The sequence below is a fragment of the Neobacillus sp. Fa239 genome (assembly GCF_055395235.1).
This window is the reverse complement of sequence record NZ_AP041611.1, coordinates 2,978,989-3,000,351: the sequence shown is the minus strand read 5'-3', so window position 1 is coordinate 3,000,351 and position 21,363 is coordinate 2,978,989. Positions and strand designations below refer to the sequence as shown.

General features: G+C 37.9%; 21 protein-coding genes and 1 other RNA gene. 14 read left to right on the top strand and 8 right to left on the bottom strand.

The annotated features are described in order from the left end of the window. Nucleotides 1-90: 90 nt before the first annotated feature. Nucleotides 91-1,080, bottom strand: coding sequence for an N-acetylmuramoyl-L-alanine amidase (locus tag ACZ5XR_RS14490; RefSeq protein WP_464496979.1), 990 nt, complete (start codon nucleotides 1,078-1,080; stop codon nucleotides 91-93). A gap of 504 nt (nucleotides 1,081-1,584) precedes the next feature. Here ACZ5XR_RS14490 and ACZ5XR_RS14485 point away from each other — a divergent pair. Further along, nucleotides 1,585-2,409, top strand: a complete 825-nt coding sequence (locus tag ACZ5XR_RS14485; protein WP_464496978.1) for an MBL fold metallo-hydrolase — start codon at nucleotides 1,585-1,587, stop codon at nucleotides 2,407-2,409. Nucleotides 2,410-2,870: 461 nt separating this feature from the next. Here the strand turns inward: ACZ5XR_RS14485 and ACZ5XR_RS14480 are convergent, their stop codons facing one another. Further along, nucleotides 2,871-3,161, bottom strand: a complete 291-nt coding sequence (locus ACZ5XR_RS14480) for a GNAT family N-acetyltransferase (protein WP_205178585.1) — start codon at nucleotides 3,159-3,161, stop codon at nucleotides 2,871-2,873. A gap of 31 nt (nucleotides 3,162-3,192) precedes the next feature. Next, nucleotides 3,193-3,408 (bottom strand): (4Fe-4S)-binding protein, encoded by a 216-nt coding sequence (locus tag ACZ5XR_RS14475; protein ID WP_464496976.1) that lies wholly within the window; start codon nucleotides 3,406-3,408, stop codon nucleotides 3,193-3,195. Nucleotides 3,409-3,771: 363 nt separating this feature from the next. Here ACZ5XR_RS14475 and ACZ5XR_RS14470 point away from each other — a divergent pair, with 363 nt between their 5' ends. After that, nucleotides 3,772-3,945, top strand: a complete 174-nt coding sequence (locus tag ACZ5XR_RS14470) for a hypothetical protein (protein ID WP_464496975.1) — start codon at nucleotides 3,772-3,774, stop codon at nucleotides 3,943-3,945. A gap of 136 nt (nucleotides 3,946-4,081) precedes the next feature. Here the strand turns inward: ACZ5XR_RS14470 and ACZ5XR_RS14465 are convergent, their stop codons facing one another. Further along, on the bottom strand, nucleotides 4,082-5,305 hold the full coding sequence (locus ACZ5XR_RS14465) for an IS110 family RNA-guided transposase (RefSeq protein WP_464496974.1): 1,224 nt from the start codon (nucleotides 5,303-5,305) through the stop codon (nucleotides 4,082-4,084). Nucleotides 5,306-5,711: 406 nt separating this feature from the next. Here ACZ5XR_RS14465 and ACZ5XR_RS14460 point away from each other — a divergent pair, with 406 nt between their 5' ends. Then, on the top strand, nucleotides 5,712-5,879 hold the full coding sequence (locus ACZ5XR_RS14460) for a hypothetical protein (RefSeq protein ID WP_464496972.1): 168 nt from the start codon (nucleotides 5,712-5,714) through the stop codon (nucleotides 5,877-5,879). 450 nt (nucleotides 5,880-6,329) lie between these two features. On the opposite strand, the gene ACZ5XR_RS14455 is transcribed toward ACZ5XR_RS14460, so the two are convergent. Then, complete coding sequence (locus ACZ5XR_RS14455) at nucleotides 6,330-7,121, bottom strand: 3D domain-containing protein (RefSeq protein ID WP_464496971.1); 792 nt, start codon at nucleotides 7,119-7,121, stop codon at nucleotides 6,330-6,332. A gap of 482 nt (nucleotides 7,122-7,603) precedes the next feature. Here ACZ5XR_RS14455 and ACZ5XR_RS14450 point away from each other — a divergent pair, with 482 nt between their 5' ends. Then, complete coding sequence (locus ACZ5XR_RS14450; protein ID WP_464502328.1) at nucleotides 7,604-7,753, top strand: DUF6946 family protein; 150 nt, start codon at nucleotides 7,604-7,606, stop codon at nucleotides 7,751-7,753. Between the two features lie 160 nt (nucleotides 7,754-7,913). On the opposite strand, the gene ACZ5XR_RS14445 is transcribed toward ACZ5XR_RS14450, so the two are convergent. Continuing rightward, a complete protein-coding gene (locus tag ACZ5XR_RS14445; protein WP_464496970.1) occupies nucleotides 7,914-8,291 on the bottom strand; it encodes a hypothetical protein in 378 nt (125 codons plus the stop codon). Nucleotides 8,292-8,780: 489 nt separating this feature from the next. Between ACZ5XR_RS14445 and ACZ5XR_RS14440 the strand changes: the two genes are divergently transcribed. Next, on the top strand, nucleotides 8,781-10,637 hold the full coding sequence (locus ACZ5XR_RS14440; RefSeq protein ID WP_464496968.1) for an ABC transporter ATP-binding protein: 1,857 nt from the start codon (nucleotides 8,781-8,783) through the stop codon (nucleotides 10,635-10,637). A gap of 233 nt (nucleotides 10,638-10,870) precedes the next feature. On the opposite strand, the gene rnpB is transcribed toward ACZ5XR_RS14440, so the two are convergent. Both rnpB and ACZ5XR_RS14430 read right to left on the bottom strand, forming a co-directional pair. Beyond that, nucleotides 10,871-11,256: RNase P RNA component class B (gene rnpB / locus ACZ5XR_RS14435), an RNA gene on the bottom strand. Between the two features lie 279 nt (nucleotides 11,257-11,535). Further along, nucleotides 11,536-12,237 carry a 3D domain-containing protein gene (locus tag ACZ5XR_RS14430; RefSeq protein WP_464496967.1) on the bottom strand — a complete coding sequence of 234 codons (702 nt, stop codon included), beginning with the start codon at nucleotides 12,235-12,237 and terminating at the stop codon, nucleotides 11,536-11,538. 571 nt (nucleotides 12,238-12,808) lie between these two features. Here ACZ5XR_RS14430 and ACZ5XR_RS14425 point away from each other — a divergent pair. The 9 genes from ACZ5XR_RS14425 (at nucleotide 12,809) to ACZ5XR_RS14385 (ending at nucleotide 21,339) form a co-directional block, all read left to right on the top strand. Beyond that, on the top strand, nucleotides 12,809-13,117 hold the full coding sequence (locus tag ACZ5XR_RS14425; protein WP_464496966.1) for a magnetosome magnetite crystal formation protein family: 309 nt from the start codon (nucleotides 12,809-12,811) through the stop codon (nucleotides 13,115-13,117). A gap of 72 nt (nucleotides 13,118-13,189) precedes the next feature. Continuing rightward, the gene (locus tag ACZ5XR_RS14420) at nucleotides 13,190-13,324 is read left to right on the top strand and encodes an aldo/keto reductase (protein ID WP_464502327.1); all 135 of its coding nucleotides are present in this window, start codon (nucleotides 13,190-13,192) and stop codon (nucleotides 13,322-13,324) included. 80 nt (nucleotides 13,325-13,404) lie between these two features. After that, complete coding sequence (locus ACZ5XR_RS14415; RefSeq protein ID WP_464496965.1) at nucleotides 13,405-14,454, top strand: LacI family DNA-binding transcriptional regulator; 1,050 nt, start codon at nucleotides 13,405-13,407, stop codon at nucleotides 14,452-14,454. A gap of 104 nt (nucleotides 14,455-14,558) precedes the next feature. After that, on the top strand, nucleotides 14,559-15,833 hold the full coding sequence (locus tag ACZ5XR_RS14410; protein WP_464496963.1) for a Gfo/Idh/MocA family protein: 1,275 nt from the start codon (nucleotides 14,559-14,561) through the stop codon (nucleotides 15,831-15,833). 209 nt (nucleotides 15,834-16,042) lie between these two features. After that, nucleotides 16,043-17,293: an ABC transporter substrate-binding protein gene (locus ACZ5XR_RS14405; RefSeq protein ID WP_464502326.1), complete on the top strand. Its 1,251-nt coding sequence runs from the start codon at nucleotides 16,043-16,045 to the stop codon at nucleotides 17,291-17,293. Between the two features lie 86 nt (nucleotides 17,294-17,379). Continuing rightward, nucleotides 17,380-18,300, top strand: a complete 921-nt coding sequence (locus ACZ5XR_RS14400; RefSeq protein WP_464502325.1) for a carbohydrate ABC transporter permease — start codon at nucleotides 17,380-17,382, stop codon at nucleotides 18,298-18,300. Between the two features lie 75 nt (nucleotides 18,301-18,375). Then, nucleotides 18,376-19,149 carry a carbohydrate ABC transporter permease gene (locus ACZ5XR_RS14395; RefSeq protein WP_464502324.1) on the top strand — a complete coding sequence of 258 codons (774 nt, stop codon included), beginning with the start codon at nucleotides 18,376-18,378 and terminating at the stop codon, nucleotides 19,147-19,149. Nucleotides 19,150-19,247: 98 nt separating this feature from the next. Continuing rightward, nucleotides 19,248-20,159: an ROK family protein gene (locus ACZ5XR_RS14390; protein ID WP_464496962.1), complete on the top strand. Its 912-nt coding sequence runs from the start codon at nucleotides 19,248-19,250 to the stop codon at nucleotides 20,157-20,159. 13 nt (nucleotides 20,160-20,172) lie between these two features. Next, nucleotides 20,173-21,339 carry an SIS domain-containing protein gene (locus ACZ5XR_RS14385; protein ID WP_464496961.1) on the top strand — a complete coding sequence of 389 codons (1,167 nt, stop codon included), beginning with the start codon at nucleotides 20,173-20,175 and terminating at the stop codon, nucleotides 21,337-21,339. Nucleotides 21,340-21,363 lie beyond the last annotated feature (24 nt).

The following is a 21,363-nucleotide window of genomic DNA, read 5'->3' as shown; positions in this document are numbered from 1 at the left end:
AAAAATTTATACTGGATGAATCCAAAATCATTTTGACTTAAGAGAAAAAGATCAAAGACACTAATTCTATTTTCGTGTCTTTGATCTTTTTTACGTTTCTTTTTTTTGAGATGAAAAATAATTGAGCAATCCCAGGTAAACTCCTTGAGCCACTTTGTCACGGTAAGCAGAGGTTTCTACAATCGAATCATCTTGTTTATTTGAAAGGTAGCCAAGTTCAATCAGTGTACATGGTTGTGAATTGTTTCGTAAAACGTCCAAATCATCGAATCTTGTTCCATCATTGTTTTCTCCCGTTGTTTTAACAACCTCATTTAAAATATCAGTGGCTAAAGCGGAATCTTTTGATTTTTGATAATAAAAATCAGTCAACCCATTTATGGATGGGTCATTATAACAATTGTAATGAAAACTTATGAAAGCATCCGAATGGTTTTTATTTGAGATTTCTGCCCGTTGTTCTAAGGTAATATAAGTATCGTTTGTCCGAGTCATAATCACATCGGCTCCTGCTTTTTCAAGCTTTTGTTCAACAACTTGAGCTGTAGCTAGGGTTAATGTTTTTTCATATGTTCCAACAATGCTTGTTGCCCCATCATCATTCCCTCCATGACCTGGATCCAGCACAATGGTTTTTCCTTTAAGGGACTCTAAATTATTTTGAATAGACTTTTTTGATGTTGTGTTCCCACTAACAGGTTGTGTTTTATTGTTGTTAGCTGTTTCCTTATAAATGTAATTTGTGTTAACCCACCCCATCGCACCTGAGGAAGTTTCAATTTTTGCCCATCCAGACCGTTCTGCATTGATGGTTATTTTTGTTCCAGCATTTACTTTTCCTACAACTGAGCTAGATAAACTGGGTTGTTCCCGAACATTTAAACTATTGACTCCTACGATAGCTTTTATTTTCTTAGTGATAGTAATTCGTTTGGGGGTTTTATCCTGAGAGTTCATCTTCGCTTGTTTTGTATCAACATTAATCACCCATCCAGTTTGGCTGTTTGATACTTTAATTTGATATTTTTGAGAAAGAATGATGAGGGAAGGTAATACAAAAACAAAAATCACAAGTACCATAATAAGTCTTACGTTCTTCATTTGGATGCTATGTAACCTCCATAATTTTTAAAAACTGTAAAACTAATATGGACAAGTATTTATCAGATTATAATCACTGTTATAAAGTTAATAAATAAGTGGAGGAGAAAACATGATTGTTAATGGATGGCTTGAGAACCTCCGTTGGCAGAAGATCGAAAAAAATTAGCGATGACAAAAAAGTGAAGTTGTTTTTCAGCTTCACTTTTTATGCTTATAAAATGTCGCAACATAAAAAAATACCTTATCCATAAAAATTACTGACATTAACAGCAAAATAAAAAACGGTTAATATCTTTTTCTTATTCCAAAAATATTGTGAATTTTTGCACAACGGGAGCAATAGTTTAATATCATGCTGCCATAATTGGCAACTTTCTTCTTGTACTAACGAGCAGTTTACTTGAAGAAGGATTATTGGATTATTAGGTGAATTTTAAAAGAGAGGAAATAGGAAGTGAATAAGTAAAGGAGAGATATTTTTTGAAAAACTTTATTTGTGAAACTTGTGGAGTTCAGTATGAGAGTTCAATTGAAGCACCAAAACAATGTTTGATTTGCGAGGAAGAAAGACAATTTGTTAGTTCCAAAGGTCAGGTGTGGACCACGTTAGAAAAGCTGATAGAGGTGGGTACATATAGAAATATCATTAAGCTCCAGGAAGAAGGATTACATAGCATAAAGACTAATCCAAGTTTTGGAATCGGACAGACAGCTTATCTTGTACAACATAAAAATTACAACTTATTGTGGGATTGTATTACATATATTGATCAATCAACCATTTCACATATTAATAAATTAGGCGGAATTGATGCTATTGCTTTATCACATCCCCATTATTACTCTAGTCAAGTAGAATGGGCTGAAACATTCGATGCTCCAATTTACATACACGAAGATGATAAAGAATGGGTGACTAGAACCAGCGAGAAAATCATTTTTTGGTCTGGAGAATCTCTAGAATTGCAGGAAGGTCTTATCCTTCAAAGAATTGGAGGACATTATAAAGGCGGTACTGTTTTAGAGTGGGAAAATGGAATCAGTCAAAATGGAATTTTATTGAGTGGAGATATAGTACGCGTGGCGGCTGATCGTAAGTGGGTGAGTTTTATGTATAGTTATCCTAACTTCATACCTCTGCCCAGCGTAACAGTTGAAAGAATTGCAGATAGGGTAAATGATTTTACATTTAATCGATTATATGACGCATTTAATCTGATTATTAGAGAAGATGCAGATTTGATGGTTCAAAGGTCAGCTAAAAGGTATATTGAAGCACTAAATGGAACATTATTTAATACTTAATTTACTAATTTATTAGGAAAGCTTGAAGAACTTATGAATAAACTTTTTCCTCAAATTCAGTTACCTATACCAACCTGAACATTTAACAGTAAAGTTAGTAAATAGAGATGACAAGGGGAACAAATCATATTCTTCAATAAAAGAGTGCTTGAGTTTATGGTCTGAGCTGTCATAGTGGCAGCTCTTTCTTGTTGAACTAAAGCGGCAGGTTAGTTAAATAAGGGGTTGTTTATGAATGTCGTATTTGACATAATTGCGACGAAAAAAAATCCAGTTTACCTACTGGACTTATTACGAGTTATGAATAATTGGAAGGTATAAATTACAAAAGCATAGCAAATGGCAGTGTAAAAGATGTGTTTTGGCTAGCAGTATGCCCTGATTTAGTGATTAGTCTACTTGACCTTATTTTTTTGTCCAGTTAAGTGTAGCTGATTCAACGCATATATAATAAAATGGCATCAATTTGCTAGTACACCTTGATACTCTTCCTTACTTTCAAGAACACTTTTTGCGTAAGGACATACAGGAATAATATATAAGTTTTCATCTCTTGCATATTCAGCTATCTTGTTTACTAATTCTTTGCCTAATCCACGACCATTATGTCCCTCGTATACAACTGTATGGTTTACAATAATTAAATTTCTTCCATTTACATCTTTTCCGCTTGGGATAAATTGAATTTTTGCAATAATTTCATTAGATTCCTCAATATAGAATTCATTCTTGCCCATTTTAATTTCAGTCATTTCCTCATTCTCCTAACTTTTTTAGTTCTGTTTATTTTTGCTCATAAGTAAGTGCTCTGCTTGGACAACGATCAATCACTTCCATGATTTTTTCAGCTGTTGCATTCTGTGGTGATACCCAAGGGCTTTTCTGGGTATTGAATACACTTGGCAATCCCTTTACACATTCTGCTGCATGTTTGCAAATATTGGGTTTCCAATATATTTTGATACCTTCAGCTTCATAAGTTTTAATATTTTCACTCATAATATCCTCCTTCTAATAGTTCTGTAGGAATAATAATTTTAATTCCTCTTAATTCTTCCTCTGATCTAAATTTCACAAAACTGTATGATGGGTTTTTACCAACAAACGAGCCACTTGGAAGCAACATGATAAAAACAATATTAATTTAATAGTACTTTATATTATGAGGAATCTCCAATTTGAGACTTGTTATTTAAAAATAAAATACTGTAGACGTAGTGATGTTATTTATAATTGGATTTTATTCCACAGAAATATAAACAGCAAAGGGGCAGCATTCATGTAATAAATAAGTGGTAATTGAGTAGGTTTGTGAAACATTGTACTAAAATTAACGGGTGCTTGAGTGAAGGAGGTAAATAGGTGTCGGTGTCTCATCTTTATACGCAATTTGAAAATACTCCATTATGGAACTTGATTAATAAGATAATTGATGACCTAGTTGAGAATGATGATATTGAAGAAAAAACTCAGAGAGAATATATCGTTGGATATATAATAACTAAGTTAATTGAATCCAGTGAGGGAAAAGAATAATAAATCCTTATAAAGCTCCCATGAAAATAAATTCTGACTTTCAAGGAAAATGGCAATACTAAAGAAGACGCAGCTCAATCGTTTTAAAAAAAGGGAGAGCGCCTGAGTTTTGGTAATGGTTATATGTTAGATTGGATCAGGAAACTTCAGGTTCTTTTACTGATACTGTATAACCTAGACTTTCAAGTCTTCGCATAGAGTGACGAACAATAGATTGCTGTCTTTGAATATCAAAATAATCTTCTCCTAAGTCAACATACATTTCTTTCCGAGTTAAAAGATAGTAGGAGATTCTTAACATGGCATGGGCAACGACTATGGCTGCTTTTTTACTTCCCTTTCGTGCAGCCGTTCGTCTATACATATGACCAAGATAATTTTTAGATCCTCTGACGGATTGGGCTGCTTCAGTTAAAGCAGATTTTAAATATTTGTTTCCCTTTTTAGATTTAGATGACTTTCTTTTTCCAGCGCTCTCATTATGTCCAGGTACTAGTCCTGCCCACGAACATAAATGGGCTGCGCTTGGAAACTGATTTTTGATGTCGGGTCCAATTTCAGCTAAAATTTGTTCAGCCATACGAGTGGCAATCCCAGGAATCGAATCTAATCGTTCAATATCTTCCTGAAATGATTTGACTCTTTCGGAAACTTCCTGATCAAGCATATCAATTTGTTCGGTTAGAAAATCTATGTGTGTAAGAATCGTTCGAATCATCATACGTTGATGAGGACGAATATAACCTTTAAGAGCGAGTTCGAGATCGTCTTTCTTTTTCTTTAAGGTTCGTCGAGCAAGACTAGCTAGTTTAACAGGATCATCTTCACCATTTCCTATGGCTCGAAGCATATCTTTAGAGGAAACACCCATGATTTCAGATACCACAGAAGCAAGTTTAATATTAGCACCCTCTAGAACCTTCTGAATTCTATTATGCTGTCTAGCACGTTCTTCAATAATACTCCGACGATACCGAACCAATTCTCGTAGCTCTCGCTGATTTCGATCTGGAATGAAGCTAGCTTTAAGTAATCCGTGACGAAGAAGCTTGGCAATCCATTCAGCGTCTTTTACATCTGTTTTACGTCCCGGAACTGCCTTCATATGTTGTGCATTCACAACTAAAAACACAATGTCTTCGGCTTCAAGAATATTAACAATCGGTTTCCAAAAAACACCTGTGCTTTCCATCGCCACATGAGTACACTCATGTTCTTTAATCCAATCAATCATTTTTAATAGAAAAACAGTTTTGGTTGAAAATGTTTGAATCTCCTTTCCATCTGGTGTGATAATACATGCAGTAATACTATCTTTATGGACATCCATACCGCATGCACGTTCAATGATAACTTCCATTGAGAACATCCTTTCTACGGCAAATTTAAATGGAGGCTGGTGCAATAACCAGAATAGGATTAATCTCCCATAAGTGCTTCCCGTAAGGGAGCGACAGTCTGTGATGCACCGTGGTCGTTGGAGTCAGACTAACGGATGGGCTCTAATGGCACCATAGCTTATCGACCTTCTTCTCCCAGCCGTAGTTGCAGTATTGACGGTTATAGTGCATTTTCATTCGCTGTGGTGCAGTGCGTTTTTTGCGCTGCATGGTTGGCTAACGGGGTGCTTATGTGGAAGATTAAGGCTCCCAATATAATGGCGGCTTTTCTTGTTGAAGTAATTGAAGTAATGGAACGATAAAAATAAATAAATGAATGAATTTTGTCGTAATTAACATAACTATGACTATTAAGGAGATGAAAAAATGGAAGAAGATTTTTATTTCTCAAAAAAACAATTTATAAAAGGTTTGATGATGCCGAAAAGTATAGGTAGTTTGATGATGAGAAGAGGTGATGTATCACTCGCTAAGATTAATGGTGTTTGGATTTTACACAATAACCAGGACTTGACTAGAGATTCCGCCTATTGATTCGAAAAACATGAAAATGGGGGATTTTTCTTTGCATAACCGGAAATCCTCCCCTTATTTCCCCCGAAAAGAGCTCCATTCTGAAATTAACCGGAAAATCTCCGCTTATATTAAAAATCTTCGGTTATTCAATAAAGGATAAGACTGCTTAAGTTTATAAGTATTTTTTGTAAGATAGATTGTCTTTCAAATTGAGGTGCATTTCCCTATACAAATTTTTATGCAATTTCCACCCAAATGGTTTTACACCAATAAAAAATGAATGTCAACTTCATATGCAAATTGGCACTCATTTTAACTTCCATCTTTAATGTGTGTGTTAGGAAACGGAACCCGTTAAGATATTTAATCGGTTTTTTTCTTATGCCTTCAGCATAAAAATTCAAAGAAGTTTTAACAAGTCAACTCTTAGAAAGAAAAGGTTTTGCCATTTTTGTAGAATATACCCAATTATAAGATGGTAAGCTTTAATTGTTTCCTCCCAAAATGAAGGGCAGATCGTACGGAAGCCATCATAACATCAATTCGATTCCCTTTAATCGCTCCGCCAGTATCTCCAGCGATATAGACGCCAAGACCCTCTATATAAACTTTACTGCCAAGGGGGATCACAGATGGATCAACGGCAATGACCCTTACATTTGGATGGGCATTAACGTTAATTCCTGTAGCCGTTATACCGGAACATCCAGCACATGTAGGTGTATACGCTGTGGCAGTTACAGTAATGACATTTCCTGAACTTGGAACCGTTGCGGAAGCGGTTGCTACTCGGTATACTCTTTTCTTATGTATAGGTGCTACTAAAACCTTTGGCTGGGAAGGGGTACGGTTAGCTAGCATGCTAGGTTTTTCTAATACTGCATCATATGTATTGGTAGAACGATTAGGCATTACAAGATTTAAACCAGGTTGGATGAGGCCAGAAGTTAGAGCGTTACGTTCCATAAGCTGTGAATCATGTAAGTGGTTTGTTCTCACTATGGCCCATAATGTGTCAACTTTTTGAACAGGATTAGAGATTTTCGGCGAAACCATTAGAACTTGCACAGGGCGAATGAGGTCTGTATGTAGATGATTCCAATCATTGATTATTTCTACCGTTGTATTATGTACTTGTGCTATTTTCCAAATAGTATTTCCATTTTTCACATGATTCGTTGCAGCTTTTGCATTAGCACTTATTAAAATGGCTGAGAGTACAATAATAATTTTCATCATTGTTTTAACTTTGGTAAACATGTTTAATCCTCCATGCCTGTATACTAATTTTTTTTATAATATCAAAGAGATCCTTTGAAACGAATAACAGGAGAATGTTAATTTGTTAACAAGCATGGCATTTATATTTCAAATTATTTCAAAATTATCTAAAAATTTTGAAATTGGTCAATAAATGACACTTCATGGTGAAAAGTCTGTAGGGATATGTCACTTTGTAAAACCAATGTTAGATATTACCAAAAAAAAATGGCAAAAGGAAGGCTCGGATTAATCTGAGCTATTTTTTGTTATAACGCAGCATATATTATGTTTTGTATTTCACGTTTCTTGAAAAAATTAATTTTCGACAGGATTATATTTTAAAAGTCTTAAACAGAAATGATGAAGTGAAAAAATCCACACTTGAGAAGAGTATGAATATTAAATCAGCAACCCTTGATCAGATTTTAAAGCTCCTTGGCCAAGAAGCGAGGCGTGGATTGGGGATTGGGAAATTCTAAATTCCTTCACTTGGAGCAATATCATGGCGAGAATTCCTTAAAGACCCTGAGAAACAATGGAAAAACGGGTATTCTTATTTTGAATTAGCAAATTGTTTGGAGGATGCAAACAACTTATCATCTAGAAAAAGCTGGAGTCGAATCCCATAAGAAAACCGAACCGTTATATCCGAGCATTCTTTTACACTGTTTGTACAATTTATCAAACTATATATCAAATAAGACGCTTTATCGCGTCTTATTTGATTGGCTGTTGTTTATTCAGGGAGAAATTCGTTAACCACCCTTTGAACAAGTATAATAAAATATTCTATTCTTTAACCACTAGCCAAAGGTATACTTCTGAATCTACGGTTGCGACATTATGAAGCGTAACAATCATGACATTAGGGTGTATAGGACCCGTTTGTAATGTATAGATGTTTTCCATTTGATCAGTTAAGTATCCTGCACTAATAACTTTTTCCTCAAGCTGTGCTTCTAATCGAAACTCAACATATTCGCGGCTCGTAATCCGGACTCCTGGTTTCCACGAATAGCGTTTGAATCCTTGCCCAAGATCTTCTTGGACGGCATTTTGGTAACTCAAATCAATTCGTTTTTCACCTGGGAGCCTATTCATGGTATCTGCGGATTGATCTCGAACCGTATAATGCAGCCATCCATTTACAGGTAAAAAGTTATTCATTGGCTCAACTCCTCATTAGAAAATATGAAAATAATAAAAAAGGAGGTATTCAAAATTGCTTTTCCAATTGAAATTTGGGATATTTGGCCAATCAACATAGATGAACTTATACACTACCTTTTTTATATACTTTAATTATATGAATATACCTTTAGAGTTATGCGAAAGTTACTTTCCTTTTAATTGGATAGTAATTTTCGCTGTTAATGTTTATTCAATTATGCTAAACAAGAAAGTAAAGGTAGGATATACCCGGAAGGAAACAAATTCACAGATTAATAAACTATTAATCATGTAATTAAAACGAGTGTCAATGTGCATGAATTGACACCCGTTATTTTATTAGGTATGAAAAAGGATATGGTATGATGATACAAAGACAATAAACAAATGTGGATAGATAAATCCAAGGAAGGGAGCATTCTTTTTTATACTAGCAGCTATAGAATCCGTCCTGGTCACACATTGGAAGAGTGAGGATTGATAGAAATGAGTATGCAAGAATTTCGAGGTATGGGTGGTGGAGGAAACCGGTGGAAGATGAGGGAGCTTGCGAAGAATGAGCATATGGACTGGCCCATTTTAAAGCGAGCGCTAAAAGCGTTTTTACCTTACTGGCCGCACTCCATTATCGTGACCGTTGTGATTTTGACCACCTCCATTGGCGGGGTTCTGCCTGCTTGGATGACCCAAAAGATCATTGATGAGGGCATCAATAAAAATCATATGACCGTCATTGTGTGGTATACGGTTGCCCTCATACTGGTTGCCTTGCTTAATGGTTTAATTGGCGTACTGCAGACATGGCTTAGCAATAAGATTGCCCAAAGCGTGATGGCCGATTACCGGATGTCCATCTTTCAGCATTTGCAGAAGCAAACGGTCAGTTTTTTTGCGTCAAGGCAAGCAGGGGATTTGGTGTCACATGTGACGAATGATGTGACCGCCATCCAAAATGTGGTCACCAATACCCTTGTAGGTTTTGTCAGCAACCTCTTGAACATTATCGCCACCTTGATTTTAATGTTTAGCATGAACTGGCGTCTTGCCATCCTCGCGATCATTGTCGTGCCTGGTTTTGTTTTTCCTACACAACGAGTAGGAAAGACTAGACAAAAATTGCAAGCGGAAAATCAAGATCTGTTATCCAGAATGACCGTCCAATTGAGTGAAACCCTTGGCGTCAGCGGGGCTTTATTAATTCGCATTTTTAACAGGCAAGCTGCGGAAGAAAAACAATTTTCAGAGTCAAACCGTGCCCTACGGGATTTGCAAATCCGGCAGACTCTTGTTGGCCGTTGGCTGTTCATGTGGCTGAGCATGTTTTCTTCCGTTGGTCCCGCACTTTTATGGGGATACGGTGGCTGGCTTGTATTGCACCAGCAAATGGGACTTGGTGTCATCGTTGCCTTTACAACCCTGCTGTCACGTCTATACGGACCACTCATCCAACTCGCCCAGCTCCATGTGAGCATTCTTTCCTCGATTGCCCTTTTTCGAAGAATATTCAGCATTTTGGATATGGAGCCTGAAGTCCAGGACGGCCCTAAGACCATACCTGCGAACAGTGTACAGGGGCAAATTCGCTTGGAGAATGTTTCTTTTTCCTATCAATCTAAATTAAATGAAAAAAATAGAATTCCACTGAATGAGACGAAATGGGCTTTGGAAGAGATAAACCTGATCATGAATCCTGGTGAGACGGTTGCCTTGGTCGGTCCAAGCGGGGCCGGAAAAACAACATTGCTGAATCTGATTCCGCGATTTGCCGACCCGGAAAGCGGGCATTTGTTTTTGGATGGGATGGACATTCAAACGTTGACGTTAACTTCACTGCGTTCACAAATGGGACTTGTTCCACAGGATTCGTTTTTTTTCCATGATACTGTGCTAAACAATCTTCGAATAGCCAAGGATGATGCCACGATGGAAGAGATAGAGAAAGCATGTCAAGCAGCGCAAATTCATGATATGATTGCGGATTTGCCAGAGAGCTATAATACGGTAGTAGGTGAACGCGGCTATCGTTTGTCAGGGGGAGAACGCCAGAGACTGGCGATAGCACGAGTTTTACTGCAAGGCCTTAAAATTGTTCTACTTGACGAGGCCACCAGTGCCTTGGATACGGTGATCGAGCGGAAGATTCAGGATGCTCTTGCTGTCTTGTTCGAGGGAAGAACAGCCCTCGTCATCGCTCATAGACTATCTACCATCCTTAAGGCGGATAAAATTGTGGTCATGGAAAAAGGGAGAATTCATGCGGTTGGTACCCACCATTCACTTTTGGAGACGAGTTCGTTGTACAGGGAGCTGTATGAGACGCAGTTTTTGGAGAGTCAGGGATGAGGGTAGGCAGTATTGTCATAATTTATTTTAATAATCAATTAAACTCATGAGTAAAAGGAAACCAAGGTAATCTCTGGTTTCCTTTATTATTTTTCAATAAATACAAAGAATTATGTACATGAGAAGGGATTGAAACTGAGACCATCGGGTTATAGGAATAAAAAATCAACCACTGGGTCCACCCTTCGAACATAGTGCTCTGCTCCAATAACGATAAAATCAGCTCGTGAAATGGCTGTAAGCCAGGTTTTGTGCTTCTGTACTACTATCGGCTGCAAGCCTTGTACTAGAAGTTGTAGTCATCTATCTATCGACCGATGGCCGATTCATCCGTTAGGTTCATTTCCCGCAGGATGATGCCCCTACCTAAATTTGGGTTGCTCGCTCGTGGGGTTTACCCGTTCCACCTTTTCCGTTTCCAGAAAAGCTCCGTCACTGTGGCACTTTCAGGCTATTCTCAGCATATCCCGAAGGACTTAGCATGATTTCGCCGCCGTCAGTTAATACTATGGATCAACTGCCCATCCTTGCGAATGGCACGAACACTACAGGCATCTCAGCTCTGTGCGAGCCTGGACTTTCCTCAGCTCCTGTTAAGGAACCGCGACTACTCACCATCTCATGTTTTTATTCGTTTTGAAGCGACAAGTAATAATATTTCCTAAATCAGCTGGATAATCTTTAGTTGTTTGCTTCCAGTGTTACCAATATGACGAGTTGAGACTTCAGTCTATTATGGTTGAGTGAAGGTCACCAACTACAAATGTTTACTATTAGTTTCTGATACCTAGGACATGAAAAAACTTGGTTCATTATGGAAGAAATAAATAAAAAACACTGCAACCCCAAGAAATCGATAGGGGATGCAGTGTTTTTGTTATTTGAATTCCTAATTTGGTTAATTTAATATGGTTACCTTTAGGTTTTTTACTCCAAAGTTGATTGCGTCTTGTTCGGAAGGAACGAAGACATCAATTCTATTTCCATTAATCGCGCTGCCAGTATCTGCGGCGATTGCTTCACCTACGCCTTCCACATAAACCTTACTGCCAAGAGGAATAACTTTTGGGTCAACAGCGATAACTTTTGCATCTGGATTTGCTTTAAGATTAACGCCAGTTTTTGTAATGCCAGAGCATCCCTCACAGGAAGCGGTATAAGCGGTAGCTTTCACGGTTATTTCTTTAGGGCTGGAACTATTGGTTGATGCAGCTTTTACATCAGCTGCATGTTGATCTTGAGGAGCAGGCTTATCTGTTACCGGATTATTTATCGTATTTAAGACATCATTAGGATGAATGAAATCAGAAATCGTTTGGTTCCATTCCTTGATTTTATTAATGTTAATATGATTTTCAGTAGCAATATGAAATAATGTATCGCCTTGTTTAACCGTATACTTTTTTTCAGGTGCAATCGTTAATTGATCTCCAGGGTGAATAAGGTCTACCGTATCATTTACCTTTTGGATGTTATCTATAGAAGTATTATTATCGGTTGATTGGGTGTTTCCATTTTGGATTGTTGCAGCTTGTACATTAGCACTTATTGTAGTTGAGAGTACAGCAGCTGCTAAAAGTATTTTAATTTTGTTTAGCATTCTTTTTACCCCCCATGTTTTTTGCGCTAATTTTTCCTAATCGTAACATGGATTCCTGATAGGCAAATAACAGAGGGATGTTACTTTGTTTACATAAACGGCAATTTTATTACAATAACATTTCGTTATTAACTAAATAATCAAAAAATTTACCTTTTTTAAATCATAATGAATTCCAAAAGCCTTGAAGGATACCTTTCTACACTGACATTCCTTTTATTACAATAATGTTACAAAATAGGAGTCTGAAGCTAATCTAAACCCAATAATTACATCTAATACCAATACTTTTTACTAGTAGCTCGAGTAACTTATATGCGGACAATCCTAGACCAATAAAAAATTTATAAAAAATCAGGATTTGAGGAAATGAATGAAATCATAAGGGGACGTTATTGGATAGAATAAATGGAGGTTAATACAAATATTTTCAGCAAACTGTGTTTCATATTTGAATATCGTGTGGCATTTATTTAATAAGAAGGTTATTCCGAAACACATTTTTATTTATTGATTTTCCTCATCCGGGCTCCAGTCGAACATGATCATGTTAAAAGGGAGTGAATTTCACATGGAAAATAAGGGACTTAAAATACTGATTCATGCAAGTACTTGGTTTGCACCTATACTCGTTCCCATTATCACTTATTTCATTAGTTCAGAATGGGAAATTAAAAGCTTATCGTTACAGGCTATAATTTTTCATTTTGTTATCTGGGTTTTAATTTCTGTGTCTGCAATTTTTTCTTTCATATTAATCGGGATTCCATTCCTCATTATTTTTGGACTAATTGCTTTAATTGCTCCGATCGTTGGAATTGTTAAGGCACTTCATGATCGTCCTTTTCGATATCCCATTATTGGATCGTGGTTTGAGTAATAAAACTTAAAAACAGTGCCTAAAAATAAGGCACTGGTTTCGTTTTTATTTGGGCAAAATAACAATCACTTAATGGATACATATTTTGAACAAGGGGTCAATATGATTGATACAGCACAGGTTTATGCTAACTGGCTTCCAATCGAACCTAGTATAAGTGAGAAAACAATTGGAAAATGGATGAAAGTAAGGAAAACGTTATGTTGACAGAAAATTATTGCTAATGCTATAGTTAAAATAATTATAGTAGTAATTGTGCTATGTTTGAATTCTGAGGTGTATTGTTAGTGGTAAGATTAAAGGATATTGCCGAATATGTAGGCGTTTCCATCTCGACTGTTTCGCGGGTCATTCAAAATGACCAAACACGAAATGTAAATCAGGAAACTAGGAATAAAATATGGCAAGCTGTCAAGGAATTGGGATATGTACCAAACCAGCATGCACGAAATTTGGTGAATAACAAACAAACAAAAACGAATACAAGAACAATGAAAATTGGCTGGGTGGCCAATCCAACACAAGCTGAGATTAACCCATATTTTGCCCAAATTTATACAGGTATTCGTGACACCCTTACAAGTCACGGTTATACCTTAATTACCATTACCAAAGACGAGCTTGAAAATGAGTCGCTTCTTTTAAATGCAATCCATGATTTAGGCATCGAAGGACTGATTCTAATTGACAAAATTGATGATAGTATCATCAACTATATCCAGCAAACAGTGCCTCTGGTAGGAGTGGATTTTTTCTATACCGATAAAAATATGGCCGTTGTTGATTACAACCGCGAGGCGGCAATAAAGATGGTCGTTCGCCATTTAATCACCCAAGGACATAAGGAAATAGGATTCATTGGTGGAGGCATTCATAAAACCTATGAAGATTTACATGCAGAAAATCGTTTTAAAGGCTATCAATCGGCAATGGAAGAAGCAGGTCTTTCTATCTGTTCTGATTGGGTTATTAATACGAAGTGGAAAATGGAAAATAGCTATGAAGCCATGAATCGGCTCATTAAAAGTGACCGTGGAAATTTGCCAACAGCCATGGTTTGCGCCAGCGACATGATGGCCATCGCTGCCATGAGAGCTGTGATTGAAAATGAGCTCAGCATCCCTGGGGATATTGCCTTCTTTGGAGTCGACAATATCGAGATGAGTAAGTATTCGTCACCACCCCTATCATCGGTTGAAATTCCTAAATACGAAATGGGAAAAATGGCAGCAAAAACAATTATGGATATGGTGGAAGAAAAAATTACCCTTCCAGTAAAGCTTATTTTACCGTTTGAATTAATCATTCGGGAATCATCATCTTTAAAACGAACCTGACTGGTTCTTTTTTAATCAATGTTTGGAAAACGTTTGGATAAATGATGGAAAATTTTCCGAAAGGAAAAATTATATAAATTGAAGAATTAAAAGGGGAGATTGTGGTGAAAACAATGACAGCCATTATAATCGGGGCAGGTGACAGAGGTGCAAGAGCCTATGCGCCCTATGCCTTGGCATATCCTAATGAATTAAAGATTGTCGGGGTTGCGGAACCGGGAGTTGAAAAAAGAACGAACTTACAAAAAGCACATGGGATTCCTGATGAAAATTGCTATGAATCATGGGAAGAGGTTCTGAAACTTAATCACAAAGTTGCTGATATAGCCATTATTTGTACTTTGGACAGAAATCATTTTAAACCCACAATGAGAGCATTGGAATTAGGTTATCATGTGCTGTTGGAAAAACCTATGTCTCCGGATCCGTTAGAATGTATTGAGATGGAACAGGTTGCAAGAAAGTATAATCGGCAGCTAACTATTTGCCATGTGTTAAGGTATACCGACTTTTGGTCATCAATTAAAAAGGTAATTGATAATGGAGATATTGGAGAGATTGTATCACTGCAACTAAATGAAAATGTAGAAGCCATGCATATGTCCCATAGCTTTGTCCGAGGTAATTGGAGCAACAAAGAAAAGTCAAGTCCAATGATTCTGCAGAAATCCTGTCATGACATGGATATTATTTCGTTTGTTATGGGAAAAGAGTGTAAAAACATTAGCTCCTTTGGTTCGCTAATGCACTTTAAAGAGGTAAATGCCCCGGCGGGTGCGCCTCATAGGTGTTTGGATGGCTGTCCCGCAGAACTTGAATGTCCGTTCCACGCAGGCCGTTATTATCTTGGCGAAGGAAGAGGCTGGGCGAAGAAATTTACAGAGGATTATACAAATGAGGGCATTATTAAAGCATTAAAAGAAACACCTTATGGAAAATGTGTTTACCATTCAGATAATAACGTTGTGGATCATCAGGTGGTTAACATGGAATTTGAAGATGGAGCAACTGCAACATTTAGTATGTGCGGTTTCACAAGAGAACAAACAAGGATTGTCCAAATCATGGGTACAAAGGGAGAAATCCGAGGGAAAATGGATGAAAATAGTTTTTCCGTTTTTGACTTTCTGACCAGACATGAAACCGTTATCAAGTTAGATAACCCTGTTGGCGGACACAGTGGCGGCGATAATGGCATCATCAGAACCTTCCTCCGCGAAATTCAATTTGGAAATAACGGAAAGAGTGTATCCTCCGCTTCTGCTTCTGTAAGGAGCCATCTGATGGCATTTGCTGCCGAGGATTCGAGGCTAAACAAAGGCCAATCTATTAATATTGATGAGTATTATCAAAGTTTGCGAGAAAAAAGCAAAGCTTAAGAAAAGATTGTTCACACACTGGTTTATCAGGCGTGTATCAATAATATATGTCAATGTATGAACGATGGGAAAACGTTATTATTGGAGGTGGTGAACGTTATCTGATACATGGTATAGAAGTCTCTTATTATTCATCTAAGAAAAAGCTCTTACGTTTTAAAAAGTGATTTGTAATCTATTAAAACTTAAATAAGGGGAGAGAGAATATGATGAAAAAGTGGCTAATAGTGGTATTAACTGTAGTTCTAGGGTTGCTTGGCTTAGCTGGTTGCAGCAGCAATTCCACTTCTGGTGATGCAAAAGATGGAAAAGTAGAAATTACTTATGGATTTTGGGATAAGAATCAAGTCCCTGCCATTAATGAGATTATTAAAGAATTTAACAAAAAATATCCAAACATCACAGTAAAACCTGAACTTACGCCTTATGGACAATACTTCCAAAAACTTGAAACAGCTGCAACTGGCGGTGCCTTACCTGACGTTCTATGGATGAATGGCGCGAACGTTACCAAGTATGCCGAAGGAAAGGTCATTCTTCCATTAAGCGACTTAGCTAAAAAAGATAACTATAGCTTAGATAATTATCCGAAATCATTAATTGATCTTTATACGGTTGACGGAAAGCTTTACGGAATTCCAAAAGATTTCGATACTATCGGATTGTGGTATAACAAAAAGATTTTTGATGCTGCGGGTGTGAAGTATCCGGATGATACTTGGGACTGGAATAAATTAAAGGAAGTTGCTCAAAAGCTTACTAATAAAAATAAAGGGATTTGGGGTTTTGCTTCGACAATTGCCAACCAAGAAGGATATTATAATTTCATTTGGCAAAATGGCGGACATGTCCTTTCTAGTGATGGCAAGACTGCCATGTTTGACGAGCCCGCAACTGTTGAAGCACTAAAATTCTATACTAGCTTCATTAAAGAAGGTTTGTCACCAACACAAGCGCAAATGACAGAAACTGCACCATCTGATTTATTCGCTTCAGGAAAAATTGCGATGATGTTGGATGGTTCCTGGATGGTACCGGTATACGGGAAAAATACGGATATAAACGTTGCTGTTCTTCCAAAAGGAAAAACACGTGCGGTTTCTATTCACGGTTTATCTAATGCGATTGCAGCTAATAGCAAACATCAAGATGCGGCATGGAAATTTGTTCAGTTCCTAGGATCTAAAGATGCGGCAGATGTATACGCAAAAACGGGCACAGTAATCCCAGCTTATAACGGTTCGCAAGCTCTTTGGGAAAAATCATTTCCAAATTTAAACCTTCCAGTATTTATTGATAGTACGAAATATGCTATTCCTCTGCCAAATGTGAAGAATACACAGGAAATTTGGCAATACGAGACAGATATCCTGAAAAAGGCTTGGGGCGGGGAAGAAAGTGTCGAGGACGCAACAAAAGAGTTAACGAAGCAAGCAAATACGGCATTATCTCAGCAATAGAAAAACAGAAGAGAAGAATGTACTTCTTCTCTTCTATTTCCTTAAAGGGAGGGAATACGTTGAAAGAAATTCCTCTTCAGACTGAAGTGAGAGCAACGAAAAAGTTAAAGATCACTACCTTGGCAAAGACAAGGAAACGATCCGATTATCTTTGGGCCTATCTGATGATTGCTCCTACTATGTTGGGGTTATTCATTTTTTATCTATGGCCCATTATCCAGACCATTTACTATAGTTTTACCGTATGGGGCGACTTCGGGCAGTACCATTGGACAGGGTTGGCAAATTATAAACGGATGTTTGGAGATGCAGACCTCTTACAATCTTTTAAAAATACGGCTATTTATATAATTTTTACTGTGCCAGTTGGAATTTTCCTTTCTATTGTTATAGCGGTTCTTTTAAACCAAAAAATTAAAGGGAAATCCGTTTATCGAACATTGTACTTTTTACCGGTAATCACCATGCCGGCTGCAATCGCGATGGTGTGGAAGTGGCTTTATAATGCTGATTACGGATTGATCAATTATCTATTATCGCTGGTTGGAATCAAGGGGCCGCAATGGGTTACAGATCCCAAAATCGCCATCTATTCTTTGATTGTTGTCGCGATTTGGAGTGGAATTGGTTATAACATGGTTATCTTTCTCTCGGGGTTGCAGGGGATTCCGAAAATGTATTATGAAGCGGCTGAAATCGACGGTGCCGGCCCCATAAGGGTGTTCTTTAAAATCACACTGCCATTACTTTCTCCCGTTATTTTCTTTGTGTCAATCATGTCTCTTATCGGGGCATTCCAAGTGTTTGACTTGATTTTCATGATGATTGGCAAGGGTAGTACAGCTTTGGAAAGCACAGAGTCGATTGTGTATTTATTCTATCAGCATGCCTTTGTATTAAATGATAAGGGCTATGCTGCAGCCATTGCTGTGCTTTTGTTAGTTGTGATTCTGATTATTACCGCGATTCAAATGGTCTTACAGAAAAAGTGGGTACATTATGATTAAAAGGATGTGTCACCGTTGGAAAAAACAAGACGGTTTGTTATAAGTAAAACATTTCTTATCCATTTTATCTTGATTATGGGCTCGCTAGCCATGTTATTGCCTTTTGTCTGGATGATTCTCACCTCGCTAAAAACATATAATGAGTCCATTCATGTCCCACCCGTGCTGATCCCAAAAGATTTCCAATGGGGGAACTATAAAGATGTATTTGGACTGTTGCCTTTTTTCAAATTTACGTGGAATACCGTCATCATAACGGTGATCAAGACGGTAGGCCAGCTATTTTTATGTTCGTTGGCGGCCTATGCCTTTGCACGGATTGAATTTCCAGGGAAAAACTTCCTGTTTTTATTGGCGTTATCAGTTCTAATGGTGCCAGGGCAAGTTTTTTTACTGCCGCAGTTTATGATTATGGTGAAATTGGGCTGGTTGAATTCATTACAAGCGGTGATTGTCCCAGGTTTATTTAGTGCCTTTGGTACGTTCCTCTTACGGCAATTCTTTATGGGGCTTCCAAAGGAATTAGAGGAAGCTGCTAGGCTTGATGGCTGCAACCACTTTCAAATTTATTGGAAGGTCATGCTTCCTTTGGCGAAACCTGGTTTAATTGCCTTGGGGATTTTTACAACCCTTTGGAGCTGGAATGAATTGATGTGGCCAATGATTGTAAATAGTTCTCCGGAAACAATGACCCTATCTGTCGGTTTATCATCACTTCAAGGGCAATATTCGACTAACTATCCGATTCTAATGGCAGGCTCATTCTTAGCAATCTTGCCAATGCTGATTCTGTTTATCTTCCTGCAAAAGCAATTTATTGAGGGGATAGCAGTAACAGGTGGGAAATAAATATTACATGCGGCTGGAAACGATCGCATGTAATGTTTTTCATCTGTTGGGGCAGAAGGAAAGTTTGAAAAATGTAATTTCAAATGCAGGGGTGCTATATGAAAAAGGCAATTGGCATTGATATCGGCGGGACAAAGATTGCAGCAGGAATTATATCGGAAGCAGGGGAATTGCTGAAGCGCTCTGAAGTAAAGAGCGACCCTACAGATAGGGAAAAGATGTTTGCTAAGGTGGTTGAAGCGGTAGAACAACTCTTTCAAGACACTTCTTACTCAATTGAAGATATGGAAGGTATAGGTGTCGGTGCTCCAGGCAAGGTTGACCGTGAAAAAGGAATTGCGATTTTCCAAAATAATTTACCATGGGCGGAGTTTCCTGTTGCTTCAAGACTTGGTGACCAATTTGGTCTTGAAAAAATTAGGGTAGACAACGATGTTTACACGGCAGCATTTGCCGAATGGAAGGCAGCAGAAATGAAAAACAATGAAACGTTCGTATATATGACGATTAGTACTGGAATCTCCTGCGCGGTTATTCATAATGGATCCTTTTTTAGCGGGGCGGGCTTTGCTGGAGAGGTCGGCCTTCTTCCAATATTTTCAAAAACAAGCAAAAGGGTAGATCGGCTTGAAAGACTATCTGCCGGCCCGGCGATTGAAAAAAGGGCACAAAAGGAGTTGCAGGAGACTAATCTTTCGACTAAGGACGTGTTTGAACGCTATCAAGACGGGGCACGCCAGTTTCAAGCGATCATCGATGAGGTAACGGACAACTGGGTACAGGGCCTTTATTCCATTTGTTGCTTGCTAGACCCGCATAAATTAGTGTTCGGCGGAAGTGTCATCACCAACAATCCTTTTTTGCTGAAAATCATTAAAGAAAAACTCAAATTATGCCAAATCCCAGAACAACAGCATCTCTTAAACCACATTTCAATTAGTACAATTAAGCAGAATAACGGCGTTATTGGAGCTGGATTAAGGGTGTTGGAAGAGATTCAATCAAATTAGAGAGGTGTCAGATATGTACACATTAAGTCCCGAAAAATTAATGCATTTAGGGGCAGCCGTAACAACGGCAGAAATCAAACAACAGCCAGAGTTATGGGCTGAAACATTATCATTATATGTGGAGAAGCGAAATATCATAGAAGCATTTTTGAAAAGTTTATCAGATAAGTATAATCACATTCGGGTTATTTTTACAGGAGCAGGAACTTCCGCATATGTCGGTGACACGGTGACCCCGTATTTAAAGGGAAAAATAGATGAGAAGCAGTGGGACTTGATGAGTGTTCCAACAACAACGATTGTATCAAATCCGTATCAATTTTTAAAAGCAGACATCCCGACATTACTAATCTCTTTTGCAAGAAGCGGCAACAGCCCTGAAAGTGTTGCGGCAGTCGAGCTCGCGGAGCAAGTAGTAACTGATCTATACCAAATCACCATCACCTGCTCTAGGGATGGGCAATTGGCACAACGGGCAAAAAGAGATGAAAGGAATCTCTTATTATTGATGCCTGAGAAGTCTAATGATCAAGGGTTTGCGATGACAGGAAGCTATACCTGTATGACCCTAACGGCACTGCTCATTTTTGATACGCTATCAATGGATGAAAAATGGAACATTGTCGAAACAATCCGCCGTATGGGGGAAAGCGTTATTAGTAGAGAAGTTGATATTGAAAAGGTGATTTCTTCTGATTTTGAACGAATAATTTATCTTGGGTCGGGGGGCTTTGAGGGATTAGCAAGAGAGGCACAATTGAAAATTTTAGAATTAACTGCCGGTAAAATTGCTACTTCATTTGATTCATCACTCGGATTCCGCCATGGTCCTAAATCATTTGTGAATGAGAAGGCAGTTGTTTTAGTATTTGTTTCGAATCAACCATACACACGCCAATATGATTGGGATATATTAACTGAATTGAAGCAAGATCAAATCGCAAGTTCCATATGCGCAATCGCAGTGGAAGGGGATATGAATTATGCTGGTAACACGTTCTTATTCGAAAGTGATGCCAGCACTGTTCCAGATGCCTATCTTTCCATGCCATATATAATGGTCGGACAAACGATAGCTTTACTTTCCTCCATTAAAGTCGGCAATACACCAGATACCCCATCGCCAAGTGGTACGGTCAATCGGGTCGTTAAAGGTGTAACAATCCACGAATATAAGTAAAGGGATGGTGCTGGCCACTCCCTT